Genomic DNA, 20,540 nt, shown 5'->3' on the forward strand with positions numbered 1-20,540 from the left:
TGCCTCACCGCGCTCCTTCACCTGCTGGCCAACATCTCCGGATGGCGACGACGCCATAGTGCCCTCGAAGGATCGTCTATTCGAGGGCACCATGACATCGCCCTGTCCGCGCGTTCAGGACCTGCTGAAGCGCGCCACGAATGTCTTCCCCGCGGCTCCCTTGACCGCGACTCGAATGCTCACACGCGACTTCGTCTGGAGCACGCTCACCCCCGGGTCGACTGAGACGACGCGGCTCGCCGAGCCCTGCACCATCACCGTCACATCGCCGGTGAGGCGCTGCGTCGGGTCGCTTACCGCAATCGCCAGCTGGCCGGCCTTGCGGCTGACGACGACGGAGACCGGCGCATCGACCGAGATGCCGTTCGTGATGGGTGCGCTCGCATCCCAGAAGTTGGCCATGGTAATTCCGTCGCGGCTTGCCGCTTGCACGAGATCGGTGTTCGCGAGAATTGTGACGTCGGCCATCGTCTGCGCCGCAGTTTCGACCTCCGCCTGCGTGGCACCGGGAAGCTGGATGTAGGCGTAGCTGTCGTTCTGCGGATCGACGCCGTGATCGAACCAGAAGGTGATGAATCGGCGACTGTATGCCGTCTCGTCTTCATAGGTTCCGCGGTTATCCATGTCGGTCCAGCGTCCGGTGCGGTCTTCGCGGATCGCCTGGATCTGAGTGCCCGCGACCGGGAACAAGTAGCCGCCGGTGTTCGGGATGTATGCCCAGTTGGGCGTGAACGTCGTCGGCGCACTACCGACCCTGGTGAACTGCGCGCCGTCTAGTACGGGGATCGTCTTACCGTTCGGCCCGATGTTGCGCTGCTCGATGATCGTCTCAATAGTGTTCCCATCGGTGCTCGTGACGTCCGCACCGAGGCACACGATGGCGTCGTCGAGGCAGAACCAGGATTTCCGCGCTCTGAGCGGCTGGGTCTTGAAGGCCAGCCCCATTCCGACCGCCGCATTTCCATCGAGGAGTGCGCCGCCCGCCCACGTGTTCGTGACGGTCGAGCGCTGCGGTTTGCCGAGCACCGGCTGCTTCTGAACCACGGTGGTGCCCGGAATTCGGCACTTGTTGGCGGTCGGCCACCACTCGTTCGCCCAGTGGCCGAGTTGATTCGGCAGGAATAGGTAGACGGCGCCTTCGCCTTGATACCACCCCATGCGGTTCTCGCCGTTGGCGGACTCATAGGGCCGGATCGCCGTGGTCTCCATTGCAAACCCCATCGCAAAGCCAGGGCGACGGTGGACGGCGCGAGCCATCGAGGTCGCGACCACCGAGCGCGTGGACTCCGCCGCGGCCGGGATGCTGCCGTCGTTCATAAGCTGCCGTCCGAGCACGACCGAGGGCAACGCCACCTGCTGAATTGGTACAGGGTCGTAGGTGAAGAAGCTCGGCTGCTTCTCACCTGGCGTGCTGCCAGCGAACGTGTACGAGTCGTAGGCAGCCAGCCAGCCCTTTAGCTGCGCGCGGAGAACGCGCGCATTGTCGATGGGGAATGCCCCCGCGAGCTGCAACAGCACCCCTAGCGCGAGGCGACCGATCCGGCGATCGGTCTCGTAGAAGCGCGAGATGCCCCGACCGTGCAACATGTCCATGAAACCGCCGCCGTAGATCCACGGCGCGAAGTTGTTCTGCGTCCAGTCGAACACCTCCGCGGTCTGCGCGGTTGAGAACGCCCACGGGGTGCCGACGGCGGACACCATCATGTAGCTGAGCACCTGCAGCAGCGACACCCCGTAGCCGGCTGTGTACGCGTAGTACACGTGTTGGACGAAGCCGCCATCCGGGTACATGCCGTCGCCCGATGTTGCGTAAGGGAAGATCGTCTCGAGTTTGAGCCGCGCGCTGTCGATCGTCGCCTGATCCCGGCTCAGCGCGCCGCGCAGCATCGTTACTGCGCAGGCCCAGTTCCGGTTCGCCCCTGTGGAGGTAGCGCCCCCCGTTATAGCTGGGTCCGGCTCGTAGTGCTTGATCGCAGCCATGGCCGTGGCGATCTGATCGGCGGACAGGTCGTCGTACATCAGCACACAGACGTCGTTGAGTGCCTGCGGAGTGCCGATCTGCCAGTCCCACCAGTTGTCGGTGTAGTTCACCGTGTTGTAAGTATTGGCAAGGAACCAGTCGAACGCCGAGAGGATGTCTGCCTTGAGCTGGGAGTCGTTTGCGAGCGACGACCCGGGCGTCTTCAGCCCGAGCGCGAGCTGGCGCAGCCGGACAATGGTGCTCGTCATCAGGGCCGACGTCCGGCTGACCGAGATGTCGAGATCTTTCCACAGGTAGGTACGCGTGTCCGAAGTGTTCAGAGGGGTCGCCCCGCGCCAGAACTCGCTCGCAACGGCGGCCGTGTCCTGCACATACTTCACGAGCACAGCATCCGTAGAGTCATAGTCCGTCACCATGGTGGCCAGCCACTGCAGGCGGAATCTGTCGAAGTCGTCGCCGGTGGCGGCACGGGCCGGTGCCCTCCAGGGCGCTACGAACGTGTCGGTCGCGGCCAAGGTAGCGGCGGCAATCGCGCCGGCCATGAGCGTACGGCGCGAGATGGATAAGGGCATAGCCCCCTCTTGAGTCATTCGGACCTCCGTTGGTTATTAGGACGCCTTAAGAAATCGGCGGCCGTTGTAATTCCTGATAGTTGCGACGAGATGATTCGATGTCAAATAGTAATTCCTATTACCAGGTTGGTAATAATGGGTAATTCCCGCACATCTGCAACGGGCAATACAGCACCGACGCCGTAATACGCAGGGTTTCCACGTCGATATTCGGATTTACGTGAATCGTGTCTATTCTTTTGAATCCAAGACTGGTCAAGACGCCGGGCAAGCGTGACCCAATCGCGAAGGTGCCACACGCTATGTCGCGTCGTTGCCGCCTCTCGGCTTCGCTTCACCTCGAGTCGCGCTCCGGTCAGCCCTTCAGACCGGTCTGCGCAAGACCCTCAACGAATTGCCGCTGGGCGATCACGAACACGATGAGCACCGGGACGGCAGTCATCGTCGCGGCGGCGAGCTGAACGTTCCACATCGGTCCGCTATATGGGTCGACGTAATGCGTGAGCGCCTCCGGCAGTGTGAAGAGCTCGGGAGTCGACAGGTAGACGGTCGGCTCGAGGTAGAGGTTCCAGGCGTTCAAGAACGTGAAGATCGCCACTGCGGCGAGTGCAGATCGTGCAAGGGGCATCGCGACGCGCCACCAGATGCCCGGTCGGCCGAGTCCGTCGAGGCGTCCAGCTTCTTCAAGCTCGGTCGGAAGCGCGATGAAGAACTGACGCATGATGAAGGTGGCCAGTACGCTGGGCGCGCCGAACGAGGTCACCAGCAGCAGCGGCCAGTGCGTGTTGATCAAGCCGAGCGAGTTGAAGACCTGGAACAGGGGGACGATCGTCACCTCGCTGGGGATGAGCAACCCGATCAGCACCACCAGGAACAGCACGTTCTGACCGGGGAATCGGATGCGTGCGAACGCGTATCCCGCGAGCGACGACACGAGCATGGTCACGACAGTCACCACGATGGCGATGTACATGCTGTTGAAGTACTGCTGCGCGAACGGCTGGAACGTGAACGCCTTGACATAGGCATCCATCGACGGACTGGTGGGGAACAGGGACGGCGGGAAGGCGAAGATCTGGTTCACCGTCTTGAACGATGAGGTGATCATCCACCACGTCGGGAACAGGAACGGGATGGCGATCACGGCGAGCATGATGTAGAGCAGCACGCGCAGCCACCGTCGCCGGGTGTACTCGGTTCTGCCGCGATCGACGCCGAGACGACCAGCACCACTGAGATCAGCTTTCATAGAACACCCACCTCTTGCGCAACTGCCACTGGATGACGGTGAGGATCAGCACTATCAGGAAGAGCAGGATCGCCAGCGTCGAGCCGTAGCCGAAGTTGTGGAATTGGAACGCTTGCTGGAACAGGTAGTAGACGAGCACCGTTGTCGAGATGCCCGGTCCACCCTGGGTGAGCACCGCGATTTGGGCGAACACCTGCAGCGAGCCGACGATCGTGATGATGACGGTGAGCAGGATCGTCGGTGAGATCAGCGGAAGCGTGATGCGGCCGAACACGGCGCCGGCCGACGCACCGTCGACGCGGGCCGCCTCCTGGATCTCCCTGGGAACGCCCTGGAGCCCGGATAGAAACAGCACCATGTTGAGTCCGACGTTCTTGAACACCTGCACGACGATGACGGCAGCCATCGCGGTCGGACCGCTTTCCAGCCAGTTGGGCCCGGCGATGCCGAAGAGCTTGAGGAACGCGTTCACTCCGCCGTTGTCCTGCAGCAGGAACTGCCAGACGATGGTCCACGCCACGATCGCGATCACGACGGGGGAGAAGAACACGGTACGGAAGAAGGCGATGCCGCGTCCTCGACGGTTGAGCAGCACAGCGAGCAGCAGCGCCAGCGGGATGTTGAAGAGAACCAGCCCGACGGAGAAGATGGCGGTCGCCCCGAGCACGGCGGGCATCTGCGGGTCGGAGAGGAGCTTCTGGTAGTTGGCCATGCCGGCCGGCTCGATGGAGCCACTCAGCACGTTCCATTTCTGCAAGCTGTAGTAGACGACGAGCACGAGCGGGATGAGCACGAAGGCGACGATCCCGGCGAGTTGCGGGGTGATGAAGAGATAGCCGGCGATCTGGTCGCGGCGCTTCACGGTGAGGAAGGGGCGGCGAGGAGGAGGGGCGGTCCCGCCGGCGCGAGGGGAGACTCGCGCCGGCCGGACCATCGTGTTCGATTGCATGATGGAGCCGGTCAGCCCGCCAGGCTCGATTGCACGGAGCTGCAGACCTTTTTCAGGATCGAGGACACGTCGGCATTCGGCTCCCACATGGGGGTCAGCGCCGTCTTGACCTGGGATGCGATCTGGGTCTGGTTGACGTGGCCGGGCCGGGTGACGGCATCCTTGATCGAGGGGATCACCACGTCATTCAGTTGCTGCTTGCTGAGGACCGGGTTCGTCGCGGCGAGCGTCGAGGCGTTCAACAGTGACGTGCGGGGCGGCGGGAAGTACTCGGCGAGCTTCTTCGCGTTGCTCGGGTTGGTGAAGTACGCGAGGAAGTCTTCGGCCTCCTGTGCGTGCTTGCCCTTGGCGAGCACGCTGAGCCCGGCCTGACCGATCACGTGGTTCGATGCGCCGGATTTCAGGCCCGGAAGCGGCAGCATGTTCCACTCGAAGCCGGCCGCCGGAAGCAGATTGGCGCTCGAGATCTGGGTGATCACGAAGGCCGAGCCGCCGGAGAAGAAGTTGAGGTTCGTCCCCGGCCCGGGAATCGCCTTCTGGTCGAAGATCGCCTTGTTGATGAAGGTGAACGCGTCATTCATCTTCGACGACGTGAACGTACACTTCGCGCCGTCGGCGCTCCATGGCGCGGCGCCCCACGCGTTCCAGAGCGTGGAAAGCAATGTCCAGTCGTTGTAGTTGAAGTTGTTAACGATGAGACCGCCCTGGCCGGTCTTGGCGTTGACCTGGGATGCCACGTCCGCGATGTCCTTCAGGTCCCACTTGCCCTGCGACTGCAGCTCCGCGGAGGTCGGCTCGCCGGCCTGCTTGAGAAGCGAGTCGTTCGCGAACACGACGAACGGTGATGTCGAGAACGGATAGGCGTACAGCTTTCCCTCGGTGGTCCACAGCTTCGCCGCGCTGGCGCTGATGTCGCCGTAGTCGTATCCCTTGGTCGCTTTCAGCGAGTCGGTCAGCGGGGCGAGCGCACCGGACTGCACGAAGTCGGTCGCGTCGGTATCGAGTACCCATGCGAGGTCGGGTGCAGAGCCGCCGGCGATCTGCGTCGTCAAGGTCGAGGTGTAGTCCGCGAAAGGAAGAGAGTCGAACTTGATCGACTTGATCTCCGGGTGCGTCTGTTTGTAGGCATCCGCGATCTTGTTGAACAAGGCGAGTTGATCCGGATTCGCCGTCCACGTCGTCATCCGCAGCGACACACTGTCCGGAGCTGCGGTGGTCTTGGCGGGTTGGGGGGATCCGCTGCTACTGCAGGCGGAGAGCGCTAGCGCGGTGACGGCCATCACCGCGACCCCCGCCAGCTTCGTTGCTGTTCTCATGAGTGCTCCTTGTCAGTAGCCGGACACGTCGGGCCAATGCAGCTCGACTCCGTTGCCGGCCAGAAGGGATTGGAACTCCTCCAGAAGAGGAGAGTGGCGGACCGCGCGGGGATCAGTCGCGCGGTCCAGGCAGAAGGCCGCTAGCCAACCTGCTGCTTCGCCGATCGACCACTCCACCGGATGGAGCCGAAAAGCTCCGTTGGTGATATGAGTCGTTCCGACGTTCTTGGACGCGGGGAGAAGATTCTGCATCCGAATGGGGATGAGCGCTCCCAGCGGGATCTCGAAGGGCACCGACGCGACATCGATGTAGTTGTCGCCCCCGGTGGAGGGGTGAAGGTCGATGCGGTACATACCCACGCCGACCGTGTCGGGGAAGGTCGCGGGCCGGTCGTTGCCCCTCGCCTCCACTGAAAGGTCCTGCTCGACAACCGTGTACTCGGCACGGATGCGCCTCGACTCGCGGATGTAAGGCGCTTGCGCGAAGCCGTCCTCGGTTCCCGTGACGTCTCCTCGGAGCCTCAGCCCCGGCCATCCGCGGCCACCGTCCGGGCGGGGCGCCTCGGTCTGCAGCCAGTACAGCATGGCGCGGGACTGACGCTTGGCCGCATCTAGATGATGCTCTGCATCCGGGTTATCGATGATGCTTCCGCCGATGTAGTCGATCATGGGCCAGTTCACGAGCACGATGTCGCTGTCGAGAAATCCGGGCGCGAGCATCTTGCGCGAGAGGATGCGACGAAAGGTCCAGAGCTCGTGGTCACCCCCGTCCTCCCGCTGGTCGGCGATCCGTGCAAACGGATCGTCGTCGATGGTCGGTGTGAACTCCCGGGTGACGAGTTCGAGCGTGCGCGGGTGGGGTGCCGTCAGGCTCATCATCGGAGCGCCCCAGAAGTCCGGGGCGAATTCCCGCCACATGTCGTAGTCGTCGGGACGAGGAATCGTGTGATCACCTTCGACATGGTCTACGACGAAGCACCACGAGATCGCTTGCACGTTCTGCGGATCGGCCGTTTCCGGTGCGTTGGCCTCCCCGGTCTCGTGCCGCGACTCGGCCCCGATCACGTACTCGGTTCCGGTGAGCGGCAGCAGCTCGCCAGTCTCTGTGGCGTCGAGAACGTATCTGCCGTTCAGCCGAATCCGACCGTCCTGAGTCTCGACGTCGATGCTGGTCACCCGGTCTCCGTCGACCTCGGCCGCCACCGGGAGGGCTGGTTGCAACAGCGTCAGGCGCCCGGAACTGATATGAGGCGCAAGCAGTGCGTCGATCACGGCCACGCCAGCGCGTGGCTCGCTGCACAGCCTGCTGACGAGGCCGGCGCCGGGATTCAGGTAGCGCTGGGAACGCGCGCGCTCCGACAGAGGATAGTGCTCCCGGTAGTACCGGCGGATACCATCCCGCAACTCCCGATAACTCGTCGAGCATCCGAACTGCTCGATCCACGTGTGCTCGTCGAGAGTCACCGCCTGGCTCGTGAGCTGACCACCCAGCCAGGCATACTGCTCTGTCAGGATCACGCTCTTGCCGGCGCGGAGAACGGAGAGCGCGGCGGCGACACCGCCGAGCCCGCCGCCGATGACGACGACGTCCGCAGACAGGGATCTCATCGAGTCGCGACCTCCGCCAGCGTCGAGCCGTCGATCAGCGCGCACGAAAGCAGCTGCTGTTCCGGGAGCGCGTCCATACCGTCCGCGCCGCTGCCCAGGATCTGGTGCAGGAGAGCGATCGCAGCCGCGCCGAGCTCGATCCGCGGAGCGCTGAGCCGAGTGAAATCGATCGCGCGATCCTGGGGCCGGCTCCGTTCTCCGAGCACGACCATGGAGAGCTGTGCAGGGACGACCGTCCCCCGTGCGCGCAGTGCAGCGTGCAACGTCTCCGCCTCGGTCGGGTCCTCGACAATGAGCACGGTGGCACGCGTGGACTCGACCAGGTCGAGCACCGTATCCACAGAGTCGTCGGCGAGCGTGACGGTCTCCAGCTCTACGCCTCCGGCCATGAGACCCTGCGTCAGGCCCTCGGCGCGGTCGCGCGAGGACTCCGCGTTCAACGAGAGGTGGACGTAGAGGGCACGACGATGGCCGGCGGCGCTGATGCGGCCTGCGAGCTCACTGCTGGCAGACCGGTAATCGAAACCGACCCACGGGACGCCTGCGACGTCACGACGACCGACGGCAACGAAGGGATAGCCGCTGTCGAGCAGACGGCGCAGCTCGTCGACGTCCATTTCACGGCCGAGCAGAAGGCATCCATCGGCGAGCCGCAGGCGGCTGCGCTCGTGAAGGATCTGACGTCGCCCGTCGACGACGGGCGCGCTCGTGAACATGAGCAGATCGAGGCCGAAGTGCTCGGCTGCGCTCTCGATTCCGGTGAGGAGCGGCGTATAGAAGTCCGAGGTCTCGCTCGGGAACGCGTGCTCGTACGTGAAGATGCCTACCAGATTGTTTCCCTGGCCGGCGAGCCTCCGCGCCGCCGGATCAGCGACATAAGTCGTCTCGTTGATGACATCAAGCACACGCTGCCGCGTCGTCTCGGGGATCCTGGCCGAATCCTCCTTGCCGTTGAGCACCAGCGACACGGTCGTCTGGCTCACTCCCGCTAACTCGGCGATGCGCCGTTGCGTCACTCGCGGAACCACCGCTACCTCCCTGCTAATGCGCATGAGCACGTCCACTGCAGCGATCATATGGTTGATCATGCGCATTAGCAAGATGAGTCTGGTTCGAACTCAGCGATGACCGATTCTTGACCGCTCGACTCGACCGGCCACGCGCGTAGCGGCCCCGTCGATCGCCCATACCATGGACGAGTGACGACGACACTCCCCGGTTGGACCCACGCGTACTCGGGCAAGGTGCGCGATCTCTACGTTCCGCAAGGGGCGGCATCCATCGAATCCGCACCCGCCCTGCTGGTCGTCGCGAGCGATCGGGTGAGCGCGTTCGACTTCGTGCTCGAGCCGGGCATCCCCGGAAAGGGAGAGCTGCTGACGACGCTGTCGCTGTGGTGGTTCGACCGCCTCGATGACGTGCCGAATCACCTCGTCGCGGACCATACGGTCGACGGCGTGGAGCGGATCCCGGCCCAGGTCGCCGGGCGCGCCATGCTCGTGAAACCGCTGCGCATGTACCCGATCGAGTGCGTCGTTCGCGGCTACCTCACCGGCAGCGGATGGGCCGAGTACCAGCAGTCGCAGAGCGTGTGCGGGGTGTCGCTGCCCGCCGGGCTGCAGAACGGCGACCGCCTCCCCGAGCCGATCTACACGCCCGCTTTCAAGGCTCCGCAGGGCGAGCACGACGAGAACATCAGCTTCGAGCGCACGGAAGAGCTCGTCGGGGCGGATGCCGCGGCGCAGCTGCGCGACGCGTCCCTCGATGTCTATCGGCGGGCATCCGCCATCGCGGAGGAGCGGGGGCTGATCCTCGCCGACACGAAGTTCGAGTTCGGCGCCGACAAGCAGACGGGCGAGCTCACTCTCGCGGACGAGGTGCTCACCAGCGACTCGAGCAGGTACTGGGATGCCGAGGCATGGCGCACCGGCGCCACTCCGGCGGAGCGCATGGCCAGCTTCGACAAGCAGATCGTGCGCGACTGGCTGAGCGCGAATTGGGACAAGCAAGGCACGCCGCCGGAACTTCCGGACGACGTGGTGCAGCGCACGGCCGCCCGTTACCGCGAGCTGCTGGAGCGCATCAGCGGCTGACGTATCGGGCTGTGCCGGCGGCCGCGCTGCGCATCCTCCTGGGCCGCGGAATACATGCATACGCATGAGCGTTTCAGTGCGCATGACCGACGACCGCAACGTGGACCGCCTCGCCGATGACACGGCGATGGGTGCCGTGACGCTGCTCGTCGGCGATCTCGACGCTATGACGGCGTACTACCGGGATGCCGTCACGCTGCGCGTGCTCGCTGCCGACGGTGACCGGGTGGTTCTTGGGCGCGGGACGACCGCGGTGATGGTTCTGCAGTACAGCCCGGAGTTGCGCCACGCCGCTCCACGGTCTGCCGGCCTGTTCCACACGGCGATCCTGTTCGAGTCTCGCGAGGCGCTCGCCGCCGCGGTGTACTCCGTCGCGTCGCACGCTCCAGGCACGTTCACCGGCAGCTCAGACCACCTGGTGAGCCAGGCGTTCTACTTCGACGACCCTGAGGGCAACGGCGTCGAGCTGTACTGGGATCGCGACCGTACCGAGTGGAGCTGGACGCACGATCGCATCGAGATGGACACCCTGTTCCTCGACCCGAACCTATTCCTGCAGCAGAACCTCACCGAGGAGGCCATCGCCGAACCGGTCATCGGCGGTGCCAGCGTCGGCCACGTGCATCTCTCGGTCGGCGACGTGGCATCCGCTCGGGAGTTCTACGTCGAACGGCTCGGCTTCGCGACGACCGCCGAACTCGGCGGCTCGGCGCTTTTCGTCAGCGCCGGCGGCTGTCACCACCACATGGCGATGAACACCTGGCGGAGCGCCGGTGCCGGCCGCCGCTCTCCCGCTCTGGGCCTCGGCCGCGTCGACATCGTGCTGGCGTCGAACGACGAACTCGGCTCGGTCGCCGAGCGGATGTCTCACCACGGCATCCAGGTTCGCGACGACGGGCAGTCGGTCGCCTTCGAGGACCCTTGGGCGAACGCCATCCGCCTGACGACGGCCGAGGTCGCCGGTTAGCCGTCGACCGGCTCCGGCGCCCGGTTCACGACCGGTGTGCCCTGCGTGGCCGACCACTGGCCGTTGTCCTTCGGACGAACGAAGAACAGTACGACGATGGCGCCCAGCAGAGCGACCACCGCCGGGAGCAGGATCGACTGGGCCATCGCATCCGTGAACGGCTGCTGTACGAACGCCGGCAGCTTCGAGCCGCTGAACTGTGCGCCGGATGACGTGGAGTGCAGGCCGTTCGCGGCCAGCCGGCTCTCGATGAGCGCTGCGATCGCCGCACTTCCGAGCACGCCGCCGATCTGGCGGGTGGTGTTGTAGACACCGGCGCCTGCTCCCGCCTGGCGTGGCGGCAGGTTGTGCGTCGCGGTTGCCGAGAGCGGCGACCAGATGAATGCATTCGCGAGGCCGAGAAGCGCGCTCGGAAGGAGGAGGCGCGGCCACAGGTTGACGTCCGGGTCCATCCAGGCCGCGTACCAGGCCAGCCCGAGCGCCATCATGAAGAGGCCGGCGAAGGCCAGGTACCGCGGATGCACGCGGTCGACCAGGCGGCCGACGAAGGGCGCCAGCACACCGGACAGCACGGCCATCGGAACCATCAGCAGCGCGGACTGCGTCGGCGTGAAGCCGTACACCAGCTGCGCGAAGAAGATCAGCGGCAGGGCCATGCTCGTCACGGTGAACCCGACCGAGCTGATCGCGAGGTTCGCGAGCGAGAAGTTGCGGTCGCGGAAGAGGCCGAGCGGCAGCAGGGGTTCGCCCTTGTTGAGTGCCTGCCAGGCGACGAAGCCTGCCAGCACGACGATGCCCGCAATGATCATCCCCCACACCGTGATGGGTCCCGTGATGGTGCCCCAGTCGTACTTCTCTCCCTCCTGGATGCCGAAGACCACGAGGAACATGCCGATGGCGCTGAGCACGACGCCGAGGATGTCGAACCGGTGCGGATGCGTCGGCAGCTTCGGCACCAGGATCACGGCCATGACGAAGGCGATGACGCCGACGGGCACGTTGATGAAGAAGATCCACTCCCAGCCGAACCCGTCGACGAGGAGGCCGCCGACGATCGGTCCGACCAGCGTGGCGACACCGGCGGTCGCACCCCACAGGCCCATGGCAGCACCGCGGCGGTTCGGCGGGAACGTGCGGGTGATGACGGCCATGGTCTGCGGCGTCATGAGCGCGGCGCCGAGGCCCTGTACGACACGGGCGGTGATGAGCAGCTCGATCGAGCCGGAGAGGCCGCACCACAGCGACGCGCCTGTGAACAGCACGAGGCCGGCCAGGTAGATGTTCTTCGGGCCGAACCTGTCACCCAGGCGGCCGGTGACGAGCAGCGGCACGGCGTACGCGAGCAGGTACGCGCTGGTCACCCAGATGACCGAGTTGATGTCGGTCTTCAGGCCTTCCATGATCTTCGGGTTGGCCACTGACACGATGGTCGTGTCGACCAGGATCATGAAGAATCCGATGACCAGGGCCCACAGCGCCGGCCAGGGACTTCTCTGCTTTTCCATGAGGGGTCCGTTCTATTCGATGCCTCCGACATTTCGACGTTCGAGGCATGAAGCGAATCGACTGTTACCAGTCGATGGTTCCGTTCTTCAGTTCGGTGATGAGTCCTTCGACCCACGCGGTCTCGGCCTCGAGCAGCGCTCGCAGATAGGAGGCCTCGAGCCAGTACTTGCGCTCGAGGTTCTTGCCCTCGACCTGGTCGACGGCACGGCCGACGAGCTCGAGCTGGGCACGGAGGGCGAGCACGCGCTTCTGCAGCAGTCGGATCACCGTGTCGGCGGGAAGGTTGTGCGCCTCCGCGATGGCCAGCGGGAACTCCGGATACTCGTACTTCCAGTCCGCGAGCATCTCCGTGATGCGCTCGAGCATGCGGTCGTGTCCGGCATCGGTGATCTCGTAGCTGGTGCGCTCGGGCCGGTTGCCCGCGCGCTGGGTGCCGGTCGACCGGATGAGGCCGTCCCGCTCGAGCCGCTCGACGGTGTGGTAGAGCGAGCCGGGCCGCACCTTGACGATGCGGTCCTCGGAGCGGGCGATGAAGGTCTGGAACATCTCGTACGGATGCATGGGCCGCTCGAGCAGGAGTCCGAGAATCGCGATTCCCAGGGGCGTGAGCGACGACATCCGCGATCCTCCTATCAGTCCGTGTCGATTATTCCGTGTGGAATATTACGCGCGGAGCATCGGATGCGCAAGCCTGGGCCGAAGACGGTCACGTCCTCGTTCGTAACTCCTGCAGCCTGGCCGCGAGCACGACGAGGACCCCCGGAAAAGCCCCGGCGGCGCGCAAGGTTGCGCCAGATTGCAGGAGTTACGAACGGGCACGGGCATAGACCGGCACGGGCGCGGGCATGAACCGGCACGGGCGCCCACCGGCGCGTAAGGACCGCGCCGCCGGGTCAGTGGTGGAACGCGACGCGTTTGCGGCGCGGCAGCGGAGCATCCAGCCGCTCCAGCTCGTGCACGTGCGTCTTCACGTCTTCGACCAGGCCGGCTGCCAGGTCGCGGGACAGACCGTTGCGCACGACGACGCGGGCAACGGTGAGCGAGGTGAGCGCCTCCGGCATCGGGTAGGCCGGCACGAGCCATCCGTTCGTGCGAAGAGAGTCGGTGAGGTCGTACAGCGTCCACTTGTCGGTGTAGCCGTCCTTCAGCTGCCACGCCATGACCGGGATGTCCGATCCGTCGGTCCACAGCTCGAACGGCTCGAGCTTCGCGATCTGCTCGGAGAGGTACAGCGCGACGTCGCGGGATGCCCGCTGCACGCGGCGGTATCCCTCGTATCCGAGCCGGAGGAAGTTGTAGTACTGCAGCAGCACCTGGGCGCCCGGACGGGAGAAGTTGAGGGCGAACGTTGGCATCTCGCCGCCGAGGTACGACACCTTGAACACGAGGTCGTCCGGCAGCAGCGACGCCTCGCGCCAGACGATCCAGCCGAGCCCCGGGTACACGAGTCCATACTTGTGGCCGGACGTGTTGATCGACGCGACCCGCTTCACGCGGAAGTCCCACTCGAGGTCGGGCTGTAGGAACGGCGCGATCATGGCTCCGGATGCGCCGTCGACGTGGATCGGAACGTCGAGTCCCGTCTTCGCCTGGATGGCGTCGAGCGCGTCGGAGATCTGCTTCACCGGCTCATACATGCCGGTGTACGTCACGCCCATGATCGCGACGACGCCGATCGTGTTCTCGTCGACGTAGCTCTCGAGGTCGTGACCGTCCATCGTCTTGTGGTCGAGCGAGATCGGGACGAAGCGCGGCTCGACATCCCAGTAGTTGCAGAACTTCTCCCAGCACACCTGCACGGCGGAGCTGAGCACGAGATTGGGCTTGTCGGCGGGCTTCCCGGCCGCTTTCCTGGCGTGCTGCCACCTGCGCTTGAGCGCCAGTCCGCCGAGCATGCACGCCTCGGACGAGCCGATCGTCGAGGTGCCGATTGCGCGCGATGGTTCCGGCGCGTTCCACAGGTCGGCGAGCATCCGCCAGCAGCGCTGTTCGATCGCCGCGGTCTGCGGGTACTCATCCTTGTCGATCATGTTCTTGTCGGCAGACTCGAGATAGAGACGGGATGCGTGGTCATCCATCCACGTGCCGACGAACGTCGCGAGGTTGAGGCGGGCGTTGCCGTCGAGCATCGCCTCGTCGTGCACCACCTGGTACACCGTCTCGGGCAGCGACTCCGACCTCGGCATGCGATTGCGCGGGAACTCCGTCGCCTCGCCTGCCCTGCTGAACAGCGGGTTCAGCTCGACCGTGTCGAACTCCTCCGACTTGTGCCCCTGCCCGAACTTCTTCATGCGCACCTCCGTCCACTCCATCTCACGCTACGCGCGCACCGCAGGAGTCTGGGCTGCAAAGGTGGCTCCAAAGAGTGCCGCTAAGAACCACATTTGCAGTTCAAAGGGCCGTCGGTCGAGAAATGCTCAACCTACGGCGGCGCGCCGGGCTGCGGATGCCGTCAGGTGCGCGCGCATCGCCGCAGCGGAGGCGAGAGGGTCGCCGAGCCGGATCGCGACGGCCACCGCGTGGTGTTCGGCGAGGACCGCTGCGGCATCCGCTTCCTCGCGCGGAACGTCGGAGATGCGGGCGGGCGGCAGCACGATGGCACGGGCACCGAGACGGTCGAGCGTGGCCAAGAGGTACCGGTTGCCGGAGGCCGCGGCGACCGCGCGGTGGAACGCGAAGTCGGCGTCGACCGTCTGCGCAGGCAGAACGGCCTGCTCCAGCGAGACAAGAGCCGCTTCGATCGTCGCGACGTCGCCGTCGGTCGCTTGCCTCGCCGCGAGCGCCGCCGCCTCGGACTCGATCGCGATGCGGAACGCGTGCAGCTCGCGCCGCTCGGACTCGTCACGCGCTGCCAGCCAGTCGTCGCCCGCGACCGGTGCGGGCGGTGTGAGCGCGTAGCTGCCGGAGCCGACGCGGGTGCGCACCAGGCCCCGGGACTGCAGCCGCTGCAACGCCTCGCGCACGACCGTGCGGCTCGCGCCGAACTCCGCCACGAGCCTGCCCTCGCTGGGCAGCCGCTCGCCCGGTGCGATGTCGCCGGAGACGATCCGATCGCCGATCGCTCTGGCCAGCTGCTCGGCGCGCGACGTGGTGGTCACCGAGTTCCCGCCGCGTCGATCGTCACGGACTCGCTGGTCCACGCACGCGCCTGACCGCTGAACGTGATGCCGAGCCCCGGCCGGTCGGGCACGAGCATCCGTCCGTCACGCGTCTCGAGACGCTCCTCGAACAGCGGGTCGAGCCAGTCGAAGTGCTCCACCCACGTCTCGCGCGGGTAGCAGGCCGCGAGGTGCAGGTGGATCTCCATCGCGAAGTGCGGTGCGACATCCAGCCCCGCCTGGTCGGCGAGGGTCATGAGCCGGAGGAACTGCGTGATGCCGCCGATACGCGGGGCATCCGGCTGCAGGATGTCGCACGCCCGCGCCGCGATCAACCGCTCGTGCTCCGCCACGGAGGCGAGCATCTCGCCGGTCGCGATCGGAGTGTCCAGCGCGCGAGCCAGGTCCGCGTGACCCTCGGCGTCGTAGGCATCCAGAGGCTCCTCGATCCAGGTCAGATCGAACTCCTCAAGCCGCCGGCCCATGCGCAGCGCCGTGGTGCGGTCCCACTGCTGATTCGCGTCGACCATGAGCGGGATGTCGTCGCCCAGGTACTCGCGCACGGCGCGGACGCGACCGAGGTCCTCTTCGCCGTCGGGCAGCCCGACCTTGATCTTGACGCCGCCGATGCCCTCCTCTATGGACTGCGCAGCTCGGGCGAGCACGTCCTGGATCGATGCGTTCAGGAACCCGCCTGAGGTGTTGTAGGTGCGAACGGAGTCGCGGTGCGCGCCGAGGAGCTTCGCCAGAGGAAGCCCGGCACGCTTGGCCTTCAGGTCGTACAGCGCGATGTCGATCGCGGCGAGCGCCTGCGTCGCCACACCGGAGCGACCGACGGATGCCCCCGCCCACAAGAGCTTCGTGTAGAGCTTGGCGATGTCATTGGGGTCCTCACCGATCGCCGTGCCGGCCACCTCGCGGGCGTGAGCGTACTGCGCAGGACCGCCGGCCCGCTTCGAGTAGCTGAAGCCGTGCCCGGAGAATCCCTGTTCCGTCTCGATCTCGGCGATCAGGAAGACGACCTCCGTCATCGGCTTCTGCCTGCCGGTGAACACCTTGGCGTCGCAGATGGGTGTCGGCAGCGGCAGCCGCAGTGTGGAGAGAGTGATGCTGCGAATGGCGTCGGGCGTGTAGGGCATGGAAGCAATCTAGCAGGCAGATTTGTTATCTGTCATACACATCTAGACTGGCCGCCGCACTTCCTTCGACCGGGCGTCCGATCGATCACGGCGACCCCGGTCTGCTCATCGCCCGGTCGTCGCGGGAAAGCCGAGAAGGGCGGGAAGGTCCGCGACGCTTTCGACCACGGCATCCGCTCCGGCCGCCCTGAGCGCGCGTTCGTTGTGGGCACCGGTGAGCACTCCGATGGTGATACCGGCGCCCGCAGCGATCCCACCTTCGATGTCGGAGACCGTGTCGCCGACCACGATCATGTTCTCGACCGACGAGGCCCCGCAGCGCAGCAGAGCAGTCAGCGCGAGGTCGGGATGGGGCCGTCCGCGGCGCACGTCATCCGAGCAGAGAACGATGTCCACAACCTCGTGACCGCCGAGCGCGTCAAGAATCGTGTCGGTCGTCCGGCGACCGAGTCCCGATATGACTACGACGTTCACCCCGGAGGCGCGGAGCGCGCCGATCGTCGCGACTGCGCCAGGCACCGGATCGATCCCCTCGCGCTCGATCAGTTCGGCGAACGCCGCCTCGAACTCTGCGGCCGCGTGGCTCGCCTCTTCGGCGTCGTTGTGCGAGGCCGAAGAGCCTGCGGCACCGGACCCTTCGCGCTGACCCGCCAGGAGTCTGTGGAAGACCTCCCGCTTGTCACGGCCGATGTTGTGACGGATGTAGCCGAGCGCCGAGACCCGGTCCTGCGCGGCAATCGCGATGCCGGCTCGGTCGAGAGCGCGTTCGAACGCTCGCTCGATCAGCCCATCGTCGGCCACTGTCGTGCCGGCGAGCGCGAGAACGACCAGTTCGACCTCGACCTCATCGACCTCGTCGAATCCGTCCAGCTCGTCGTCATCGTCCACGTCATCGAGAGCGTCGAAGTCTTCGGGCTCGTCGATCGTGAACTCATCGTCGATGTCGCGGAACCGAAACTCCTCCGCGATTCGCCTGTTGCTGTGGATGGTGTCGTGCGTGGTCATCGCCGTCCCTCCCGATCGGGTGCTTGGTACACCCTTATGGCGACCGTAGGTGGCGCCGGCGAACGGCCGCCGATTCGGCGGTTGCCGGGTGGTGAACGGGTGCCGGATGCTTGCACCGAGCGCCACGGCGATGTCCCGGCGCGGTCCGGTGTTCACGCTTCGCGCGGGGCCGGCTCGATCGGCTCGGCAGAGCGAGCGACCTCGCGCTGCTCTCGCCTTCCCCGTCGCTCCCCCACCCGCCGCTCCGCGGCGAGCGGGGCCCCGCGCTCCGTGGGCCCAGTCGCCGGTAGAATCGAGGCATCCACCGCTGAAGAATGCAGGGAGTACGCCGTGCCCACCATCGTTGTCGAGGTCATGCCGAAGGCGGAGCTGCTCGACCCACAGGGCAAGGCCATCGCGGCCGCCTTGAACCGCACGGGTCGCGGCACGTTCGACGTGCGGCAGGGCAAGCGCTTCGAACTGAGGACGGATGCCGACGTAAGCGACGAGCTGGTGGCATCCGTTCGCGAGATCGCCGAGGAGGTGCTCTCCAACGGTGTGATCGAAGACGTCGTCGGCGTGCACGTGATCGAGGACTCGACCGCAGCGCCCGCCGAGAGCGCGGTCGTCTGATGCGGATCGGTGTGATCACCTTCCCCGGGTCGCTCGACGACCGGGACGCCCAGCGCGCCGTGCGCGCCGCCGGCGCCGAGGCCGTCGCGCTGTGGCACGGCGAGCACGACCTGAACGGCGTGGACGCGCTCGTGCTGCCCGGCGGGTTCAGCTACGGCGACTACCTGCGCTGTGGCGCGATCGCGAGCCTCTCACCGATCATGAGCGAGGTCGTCGACGCGGCGAACAAGGGGATGCCCGTGCTCGGCATCTGCAACGGCTTCCAGATGCTCGCGGAGGCCCGACTCCTGCCCGGCGGGCTCATCCGCAACGACCACGGCGCGTTCATCCGCCGCGATCAGAAGCTGCGGGTCGAGAGCACCGACACCGCCTGGACTAACGGCTTCACGCAGGGTCAGGAGATCGTCATACCGCTGAAGAACGGCGAGGGCGAGTACGTCGCCTCCGTCGAGACCATCGAGCGGCTCGAGGGCGAGGGCCTCGTCGCGTTCCGCTACCTCGAGGTGAACCCGAACGGATCGCTGAACGACATCGCGGGCGTTCGCAACGAGCGCGGCAACGTCGTCGGGCTCATGCCGCACCCGGAGCACGCGACCGAGCCCGGTTTCGGGCCGGACACGCACGCAGCGATGCGCTCCGGCGTGGACGGCCTCACGTTCTTCACCTCGGCGATCGCGGCACTGGCCGCCGCTGCATGACGTGCTGAAGCGGATGCTCGCCCGCTTCGAACCGCTGTTCCGTCGCGTCGACCGCGTGGCAGGTGGTCGTCAGGCCGGCGTGCGCATCGACCACGAGCTGCTGACGCATCCGCGAACGCGGCGCGCGTTCGTCGCGATCACCTGGCTCCTGGTGCTCGAGTTCGCGATCGGCATCGCCGCGGTCGTCGTGGCACTGGTGCTCGCGGCGGACGGCATCCCGGTCGAATGGTCGGTGTGGATGCGCACCGTGGTGGTGCTCGGCATGACCGCGACCTTGTTCTACTTCGCGTGGCGGGCATCCCTCGGCTACTACTGGGGCTACTCGCGACTGCGCCTGTTCAGCAAGATCTTCCCCGTCATAACGCTCGTGCTCGCGGCGATTCCGGGGCTGTACCCGCTGTGGATGGTCACGGAGCAGATCGTGTTCAGCCTCATCCTGATCGGTGTGGCCGACTACCTCGACTCCGACCACATGCGCTCGGTGTTCCCTCGGCCGCGCCGCTCAGCGTGAGCGGCCGCGGGACTGCGGCTGCGCGCCAGGCTTCGGCTGCGGCCGCTCTCCCGGCCCCGCATCCTTCGCCACCATCGGGATCGAGTCGGTGAACTGCGAGGCGCGCTTGTCGCCGTCGGAGCTGCCGCTGAACAGCGTGTCGCCGGAGACCGCGCGGGAGCGTTGCGACGCATCCATTCCGCCCGCCTCGACCAGTTCGACACGTTGGCGAGGCAGCCCGGCGGTTCCGTCGCGCTGGATCCACGCGACGAGGTTCTCGCGCACGTAACAGCGCAGGTCGAAGAGCGTCGGGGCATCCTTCGCGGTCACGAGCACCCGGACGTGCACATAACCGCCGACGGCGTCGGTGACCTGCAGCACGGACGTGCGGTGATCCCAGAGGTCGGTCTTGCGCAGGATGCGATCCAGCTCCTTGCGCATTCCGGCCGGCGACACCCGCCAGTCGAGGTCGAACTCGACGGCACCCAGAAGCTCGCTGTTGCGTCTCGTCCAGTTCTCGAACGGCTGGGTCGTGAAGGAGGTCGAGGGAAGGACCATGCGCCGGTCGTCCCACAGATGCACCACCACGTACGTGAGCGTGATCTCCTCGATGCGACCCCACTGGTTGTTCACCACGACCACGTCGTCGATGCGGATCGCGCCGCTGAATGCGAGCTGCATGCCGGCGAACAGGTTGCCGAGCGATGACTGCGCCGCGATACCGGCAACGACCCCGATGAGTCCCGCGGACGCCAGGATGCTCGCACCCGCGGCCCGAGCGCCGGGGAACGTGAGCAGGATGGCTCCGAGCGCGACCACTACGGCTGCCACGATCGTGAGCCGGCGGATGATCATCACCTGCGTGCGCACTCGTCGCGCGTACCGGTTGTCGGGAACATCGAGGCGGTAGCGCGCGAGCCCGAGGTCTTCGAAGAAGATCACCAGGGCCGCGGCGAACCACGCGCCGAGCGCGATGGTGACGATGAGGAAGACGTGGTGCGCGGTCTCGACGGTCGGCTGCGGCACCTCACGCGGCATCGTCGCCGCCACGGCGATCCAGGCCAGGATGTCGAGCAGCAGCAGCCGGAATGGGATGCGCAGATGCGAGGCGAGCATGCGTGCCCATTCCCGGTGCTTGGCAAGTGCGCGCACGATCGCTCCGATGACGGCCGTGACGACGACCGCGGAGACGAGTGCGATGAGACAGGCGACGGCGAACGGGAGCCACCCGTGCAGATCGGCCATGCGTTCCAGGGT

At 66.1% G+C, this 20,540-nt stretch carries 18 protein-coding genes; 5 read left to right on the plus strand and 13 right to left on the minus strand.

The features are described from left to right. Window positions 1-114: 114 nt before the first annotated feature. From ACTHNC_RS15195 to ACTHNC_RS15220, 6 genes are all read right to left on the minus strand, one after another. Window positions 115-2,553: a polysaccharide lyase 8 family protein gene (locus tag ACTHNC_RS15195; RefSeq protein WP_440295459.1), complete on the minus strand. Its 2,439-nt coding sequence runs from the start codon at window positions 2,551-2,553 to the stop codon at window positions 115-117. 355 nt (window positions 2,554-2,908) lie between these two features. Then, on the minus strand, window positions 2,909-3,802 hold the full coding sequence (locus tag ACTHNC_RS15200) for a carbohydrate ABC transporter permease (protein ID WP_440295460.1): 894 nt from the start codon (window positions 3,800-3,802) through the stop codon (window positions 2,909-2,911). Further along, window positions 3,792-4,664: a carbohydrate ABC transporter permease gene (locus tag ACTHNC_RS15205; RefSeq protein ID WP_440295461.1), complete on the minus strand. Its 873-nt coding sequence runs from the start codon at window positions 4,662-4,664 to the stop codon at window positions 3,792-3,794. The genes ACTHNC_RS15200 and ACTHNC_RS15205 overlap by 11 nt, the downstream gene beginning before the upstream one ends. Window positions 4,665-4,762: 98 nt before the next feature. Next, complete coding sequence (locus ACTHNC_RS15210; RefSeq protein WP_440295462.1) at window positions 4,763-6,067, minus strand: ABC transporter substrate-binding protein; 1,305 nt, start codon at window positions 6,065-6,067, stop codon at window positions 4,763-4,765. Window positions 6,068-6,079: 12 nt separating this feature from the next. Beyond that, window positions 6,080-7,675 (minus strand): FAD-dependent oxidoreductase, encoded by a 1,596-nt coding sequence (locus ACTHNC_RS15215; RefSeq protein WP_440295463.1) that lies wholly within the window; start codon window positions 7,673-7,675, stop codon window positions 6,080-6,082. Next, window positions 7,672-8,751, minus strand: coding sequence for a LacI family DNA-binding transcriptional regulator (locus tag ACTHNC_RS15220; RefSeq protein WP_440295464.1), 1,080 nt, complete (start codon window positions 8,749-8,751; stop codon window positions 7,672-7,674). The genes ACTHNC_RS15215 and ACTHNC_RS15220 overlap by 4 nt, the downstream gene beginning before the upstream one ends. Before the next feature lie 123 nt (window positions 8,752-8,874). On the opposite strand from ACTHNC_RS15220, the gene ACTHNC_RS15225 reads away from it, so the two are divergent. After that, window positions 8,875-9,768: a phosphoribosylaminoimidazolesuccinocarboxamide synthase gene (locus ACTHNC_RS15225; RefSeq protein ID WP_440295465.1), complete on the plus strand. Its 894-nt coding sequence runs from the start codon at window positions 8,875-8,877 to the stop codon at window positions 9,766-9,768. A 64-nt stretch (window positions 9,769-9,832) separates the two neighbouring features. After that, a complete protein-coding gene (locus ACTHNC_RS15230; protein WP_440295466.1) occupies window positions 9,833-10,735 on the plus strand; it encodes a VOC family protein in 903 nt (300 codons plus the stop codon). Here the strand turns inward: ACTHNC_RS15230 and ACTHNC_RS15235 are convergent. From ACTHNC_RS15235 to ACTHNC_RS15260, 6 genes are all read right to left on the minus strand, one after another. Then, window positions 10,732-12,240: a DHA2 family efflux MFS transporter permease subunit gene (locus ACTHNC_RS15235; protein WP_440295467.1), complete on the minus strand. Its 1,509-nt coding sequence runs from the start codon at window positions 12,238-12,240 to the stop codon at window positions 10,732-10,734. The genes ACTHNC_RS15230 and ACTHNC_RS15235 overlap by 4 nt on opposite strands. Window positions 12,241-12,304: 64 nt before the next feature. Beyond that, complete coding sequence (locus ACTHNC_RS15240; RefSeq protein WP_440295468.1) at window positions 12,305-12,859, minus strand: helix-turn-helix transcriptional regulator; 555 nt, start codon at window positions 12,857-12,859, stop codon at window positions 12,305-12,307. Between the two features lie 275 nt (window positions 12,860-13,134). Beyond that, complete coding sequence (locus ACTHNC_RS15245) at window positions 13,135-14,532, minus strand: glutamate decarboxylase (protein ID WP_440295469.1); 1,398 nt, start codon at window positions 14,530-14,532, stop codon at window positions 13,135-13,137. A gap of 126 nt (window positions 14,533-14,658) precedes the next feature. Then, window positions 14,659-15,339: a FadR/GntR family transcriptional regulator gene (locus ACTHNC_RS15250; protein WP_440295470.1), complete on the minus strand. Its 681-nt coding sequence runs from the start codon at window positions 15,337-15,339 to the stop codon at window positions 14,659-14,661. After that, window positions 15,336-16,478 (minus strand): L-talarate/galactarate dehydratase, encoded by a 1,143-nt coding sequence (locus tag ACTHNC_RS15255; RefSeq protein WP_440295471.1) that lies wholly within the window; start codon window positions 16,476-16,478, stop codon window positions 15,336-15,338. Before ACTHNC_RS15255 ends, ACTHNC_RS15250 begins: the two co-directional genes overlap by 4 nt. A gap of 105 nt (window positions 16,479-16,583) precedes the next feature. After that, window positions 16,584-17,483, minus strand: a complete 900-nt coding sequence (locus ACTHNC_RS15260) for an HAD-IA family hydrolase (protein WP_440295472.1) — start codon at window positions 17,481-17,483, stop codon at window positions 16,584-16,586. A 330-nt stretch (window positions 17,484-17,813) separates the two neighbouring features. Between ACTHNC_RS15260 and ACTHNC_RS15265 the strand changes: the two genes are divergently transcribed. The 3 genes from ACTHNC_RS15265 to ACTHNC_RS15275 are packed head-to-tail and all read left to right on the plus strand — an operon-like array spanning window position 17,814 to window position 19,304. Beyond that, window positions 17,814-18,095, plus strand: a complete 282-nt coding sequence (locus tag ACTHNC_RS15265) for a phosphoribosylformylglycinamidine synthase subunit PurS (protein WP_440295473.1) — start codon at window positions 17,814-17,816, stop codon at window positions 18,093-18,095. Continuing rightward, window positions 18,095-18,793: a phosphoribosylformylglycinamidine synthase subunit PurQ gene (purQ, locus tag ACTHNC_RS15270; RefSeq protein ID WP_440295474.1), complete on the plus strand. Its 699-nt coding sequence runs from the start codon at window positions 18,095-18,097 to the stop codon at window positions 18,791-18,793. The genes ACTHNC_RS15265 and purQ overlap by 1 nt, the downstream gene beginning before the upstream one ends. 1 nt (window position 18,794) lies before the next feature. Continuing rightward, window positions 18,795-19,304, plus strand: coding sequence for a hypothetical protein (locus ACTHNC_RS15275; protein WP_440295475.1), 510 nt, complete (start codon window positions 18,795-18,797; stop codon window positions 19,302-19,304). Here the strand turns inward: ACTHNC_RS15275 and ACTHNC_RS15280 are convergent. Beyond that, entirely contained in the window at window positions 19,296-20,528 is a 1,233-nt protein-coding gene (locus ACTHNC_RS15280; protein WP_440295476.1) for a mechanosensitive ion channel family protein, read from the minus strand. The two genes, ACTHNC_RS15275 and ACTHNC_RS15280, sit on opposite strands and share 9 nt — an antisense overlap. Window positions 20,529-20,540 lie beyond the last annotated feature (12 nt).

This window comes from Humibacter sp. (assembly GCF_051954055.1).
Classification (GTDB): Bacteria; Actinomycetota; Actinomycetes; order Actinomycetales; family Microbacteriaceae; genus Humibacter.

What these genes read in the sequence shown, in the direction of transcription:
- ACTHNC_RS15195 (WP_440295459.1), bottom strand. Translation starts at nt 2,553, where the DNA reads ATGCCCTTATCCATCTCGCGCCGTACGCTCATGGCCGGCGCGATTGCC.
- ACTHNC_RS15200 (WP_440295460.1), bottom strand. Translation starts at nt 3,802, where the DNA reads ATGAAAGCTGATCTCAGTGGTGCTGGTCGTCTCGGCGTCGATCGCGGC.
- ACTHNC_RS15210 (WP_440295462.1), bottom strand. Translation starts at nt 6,067, where the DNA reads ATGAGAACAGCAACGAAGCTGGCGGGGGTCGCGGTGATGGCCGTCACC.
- ACTHNC_RS15215 (WP_440295463.1), bottom strand. Translation starts at nt 7,675, where the DNA reads ATGAGATCCCTGTCTGCGGACGTCGTCGTCATCGGCGGCGGGCTCGGC.
- ACTHNC_RS15220 (WP_440295464.1), bottom strand. Translation starts at nt 8,751, where the DNA reads ATGATCGCTGCAGTGGACGTGCTCATGCGCATTAGCAGGGAGGTAGCG.
- ACTHNC_RS15230 (WP_440295466.1), top strand. Translation starts at nt 9,833, where the DNA reads ATGAGCGTTTCAGTGCGCATGACCGACGACCGCAACGTGGACCGCCTC.
- ACTHNC_RS15235 (WP_440295467.1), bottom strand. Translation starts at nt 12,240, where the DNA reads ATGGAAAAGCAGAGAAGTCCCTGGCCGGCGCTGTGGGCCCTGGTCATC.
- ACTHNC_RS15240 (WP_440295468.1), bottom strand. Translation starts at nt 12,859, where the DNA reads ATGTCGTCGCTCACGCCCCTGGGAATCGCGATTCTCGGACTCCTGCTC.
- ACTHNC_RS15245 (WP_440295469.1), bottom strand. Translation starts at nt 14,532, where the DNA reads ATGAAGAAGTTCGGGCAGGGGCACAAGTCGGAGGAGTTCGACACGGTC.
- ACTHNC_RS15255 (WP_440295471.1), bottom strand. Translation starts at nt 16,478, where the DNA reads ATGCCCTACACGCCCGACGCCATTCGCAGCATCACTCTCTCCACACTG.
- ACTHNC_RS15260 (WP_440295472.1), bottom strand. Translation starts at nt 17,483, where the DNA reads ATGACCACGCACGACACCATCCACAGCAACAGGCGAATCGCGGAGGAG.
- purQ (WP_440295474.1), top strand. Translation starts at nt 18,095, where the DNA reads ATGCGGATCGGTGTGATCACCTTCCCCGGGTCGCTCGACGACCGGGAC.
- ACTHNC_RS15280 (WP_440295476.1), bottom strand. Translation starts at nt 20,528, where the DNA reads ATGGCCGATCTGCACGGGTGGCTCCCGTTCGCCGTCGCCTGTCTCATC.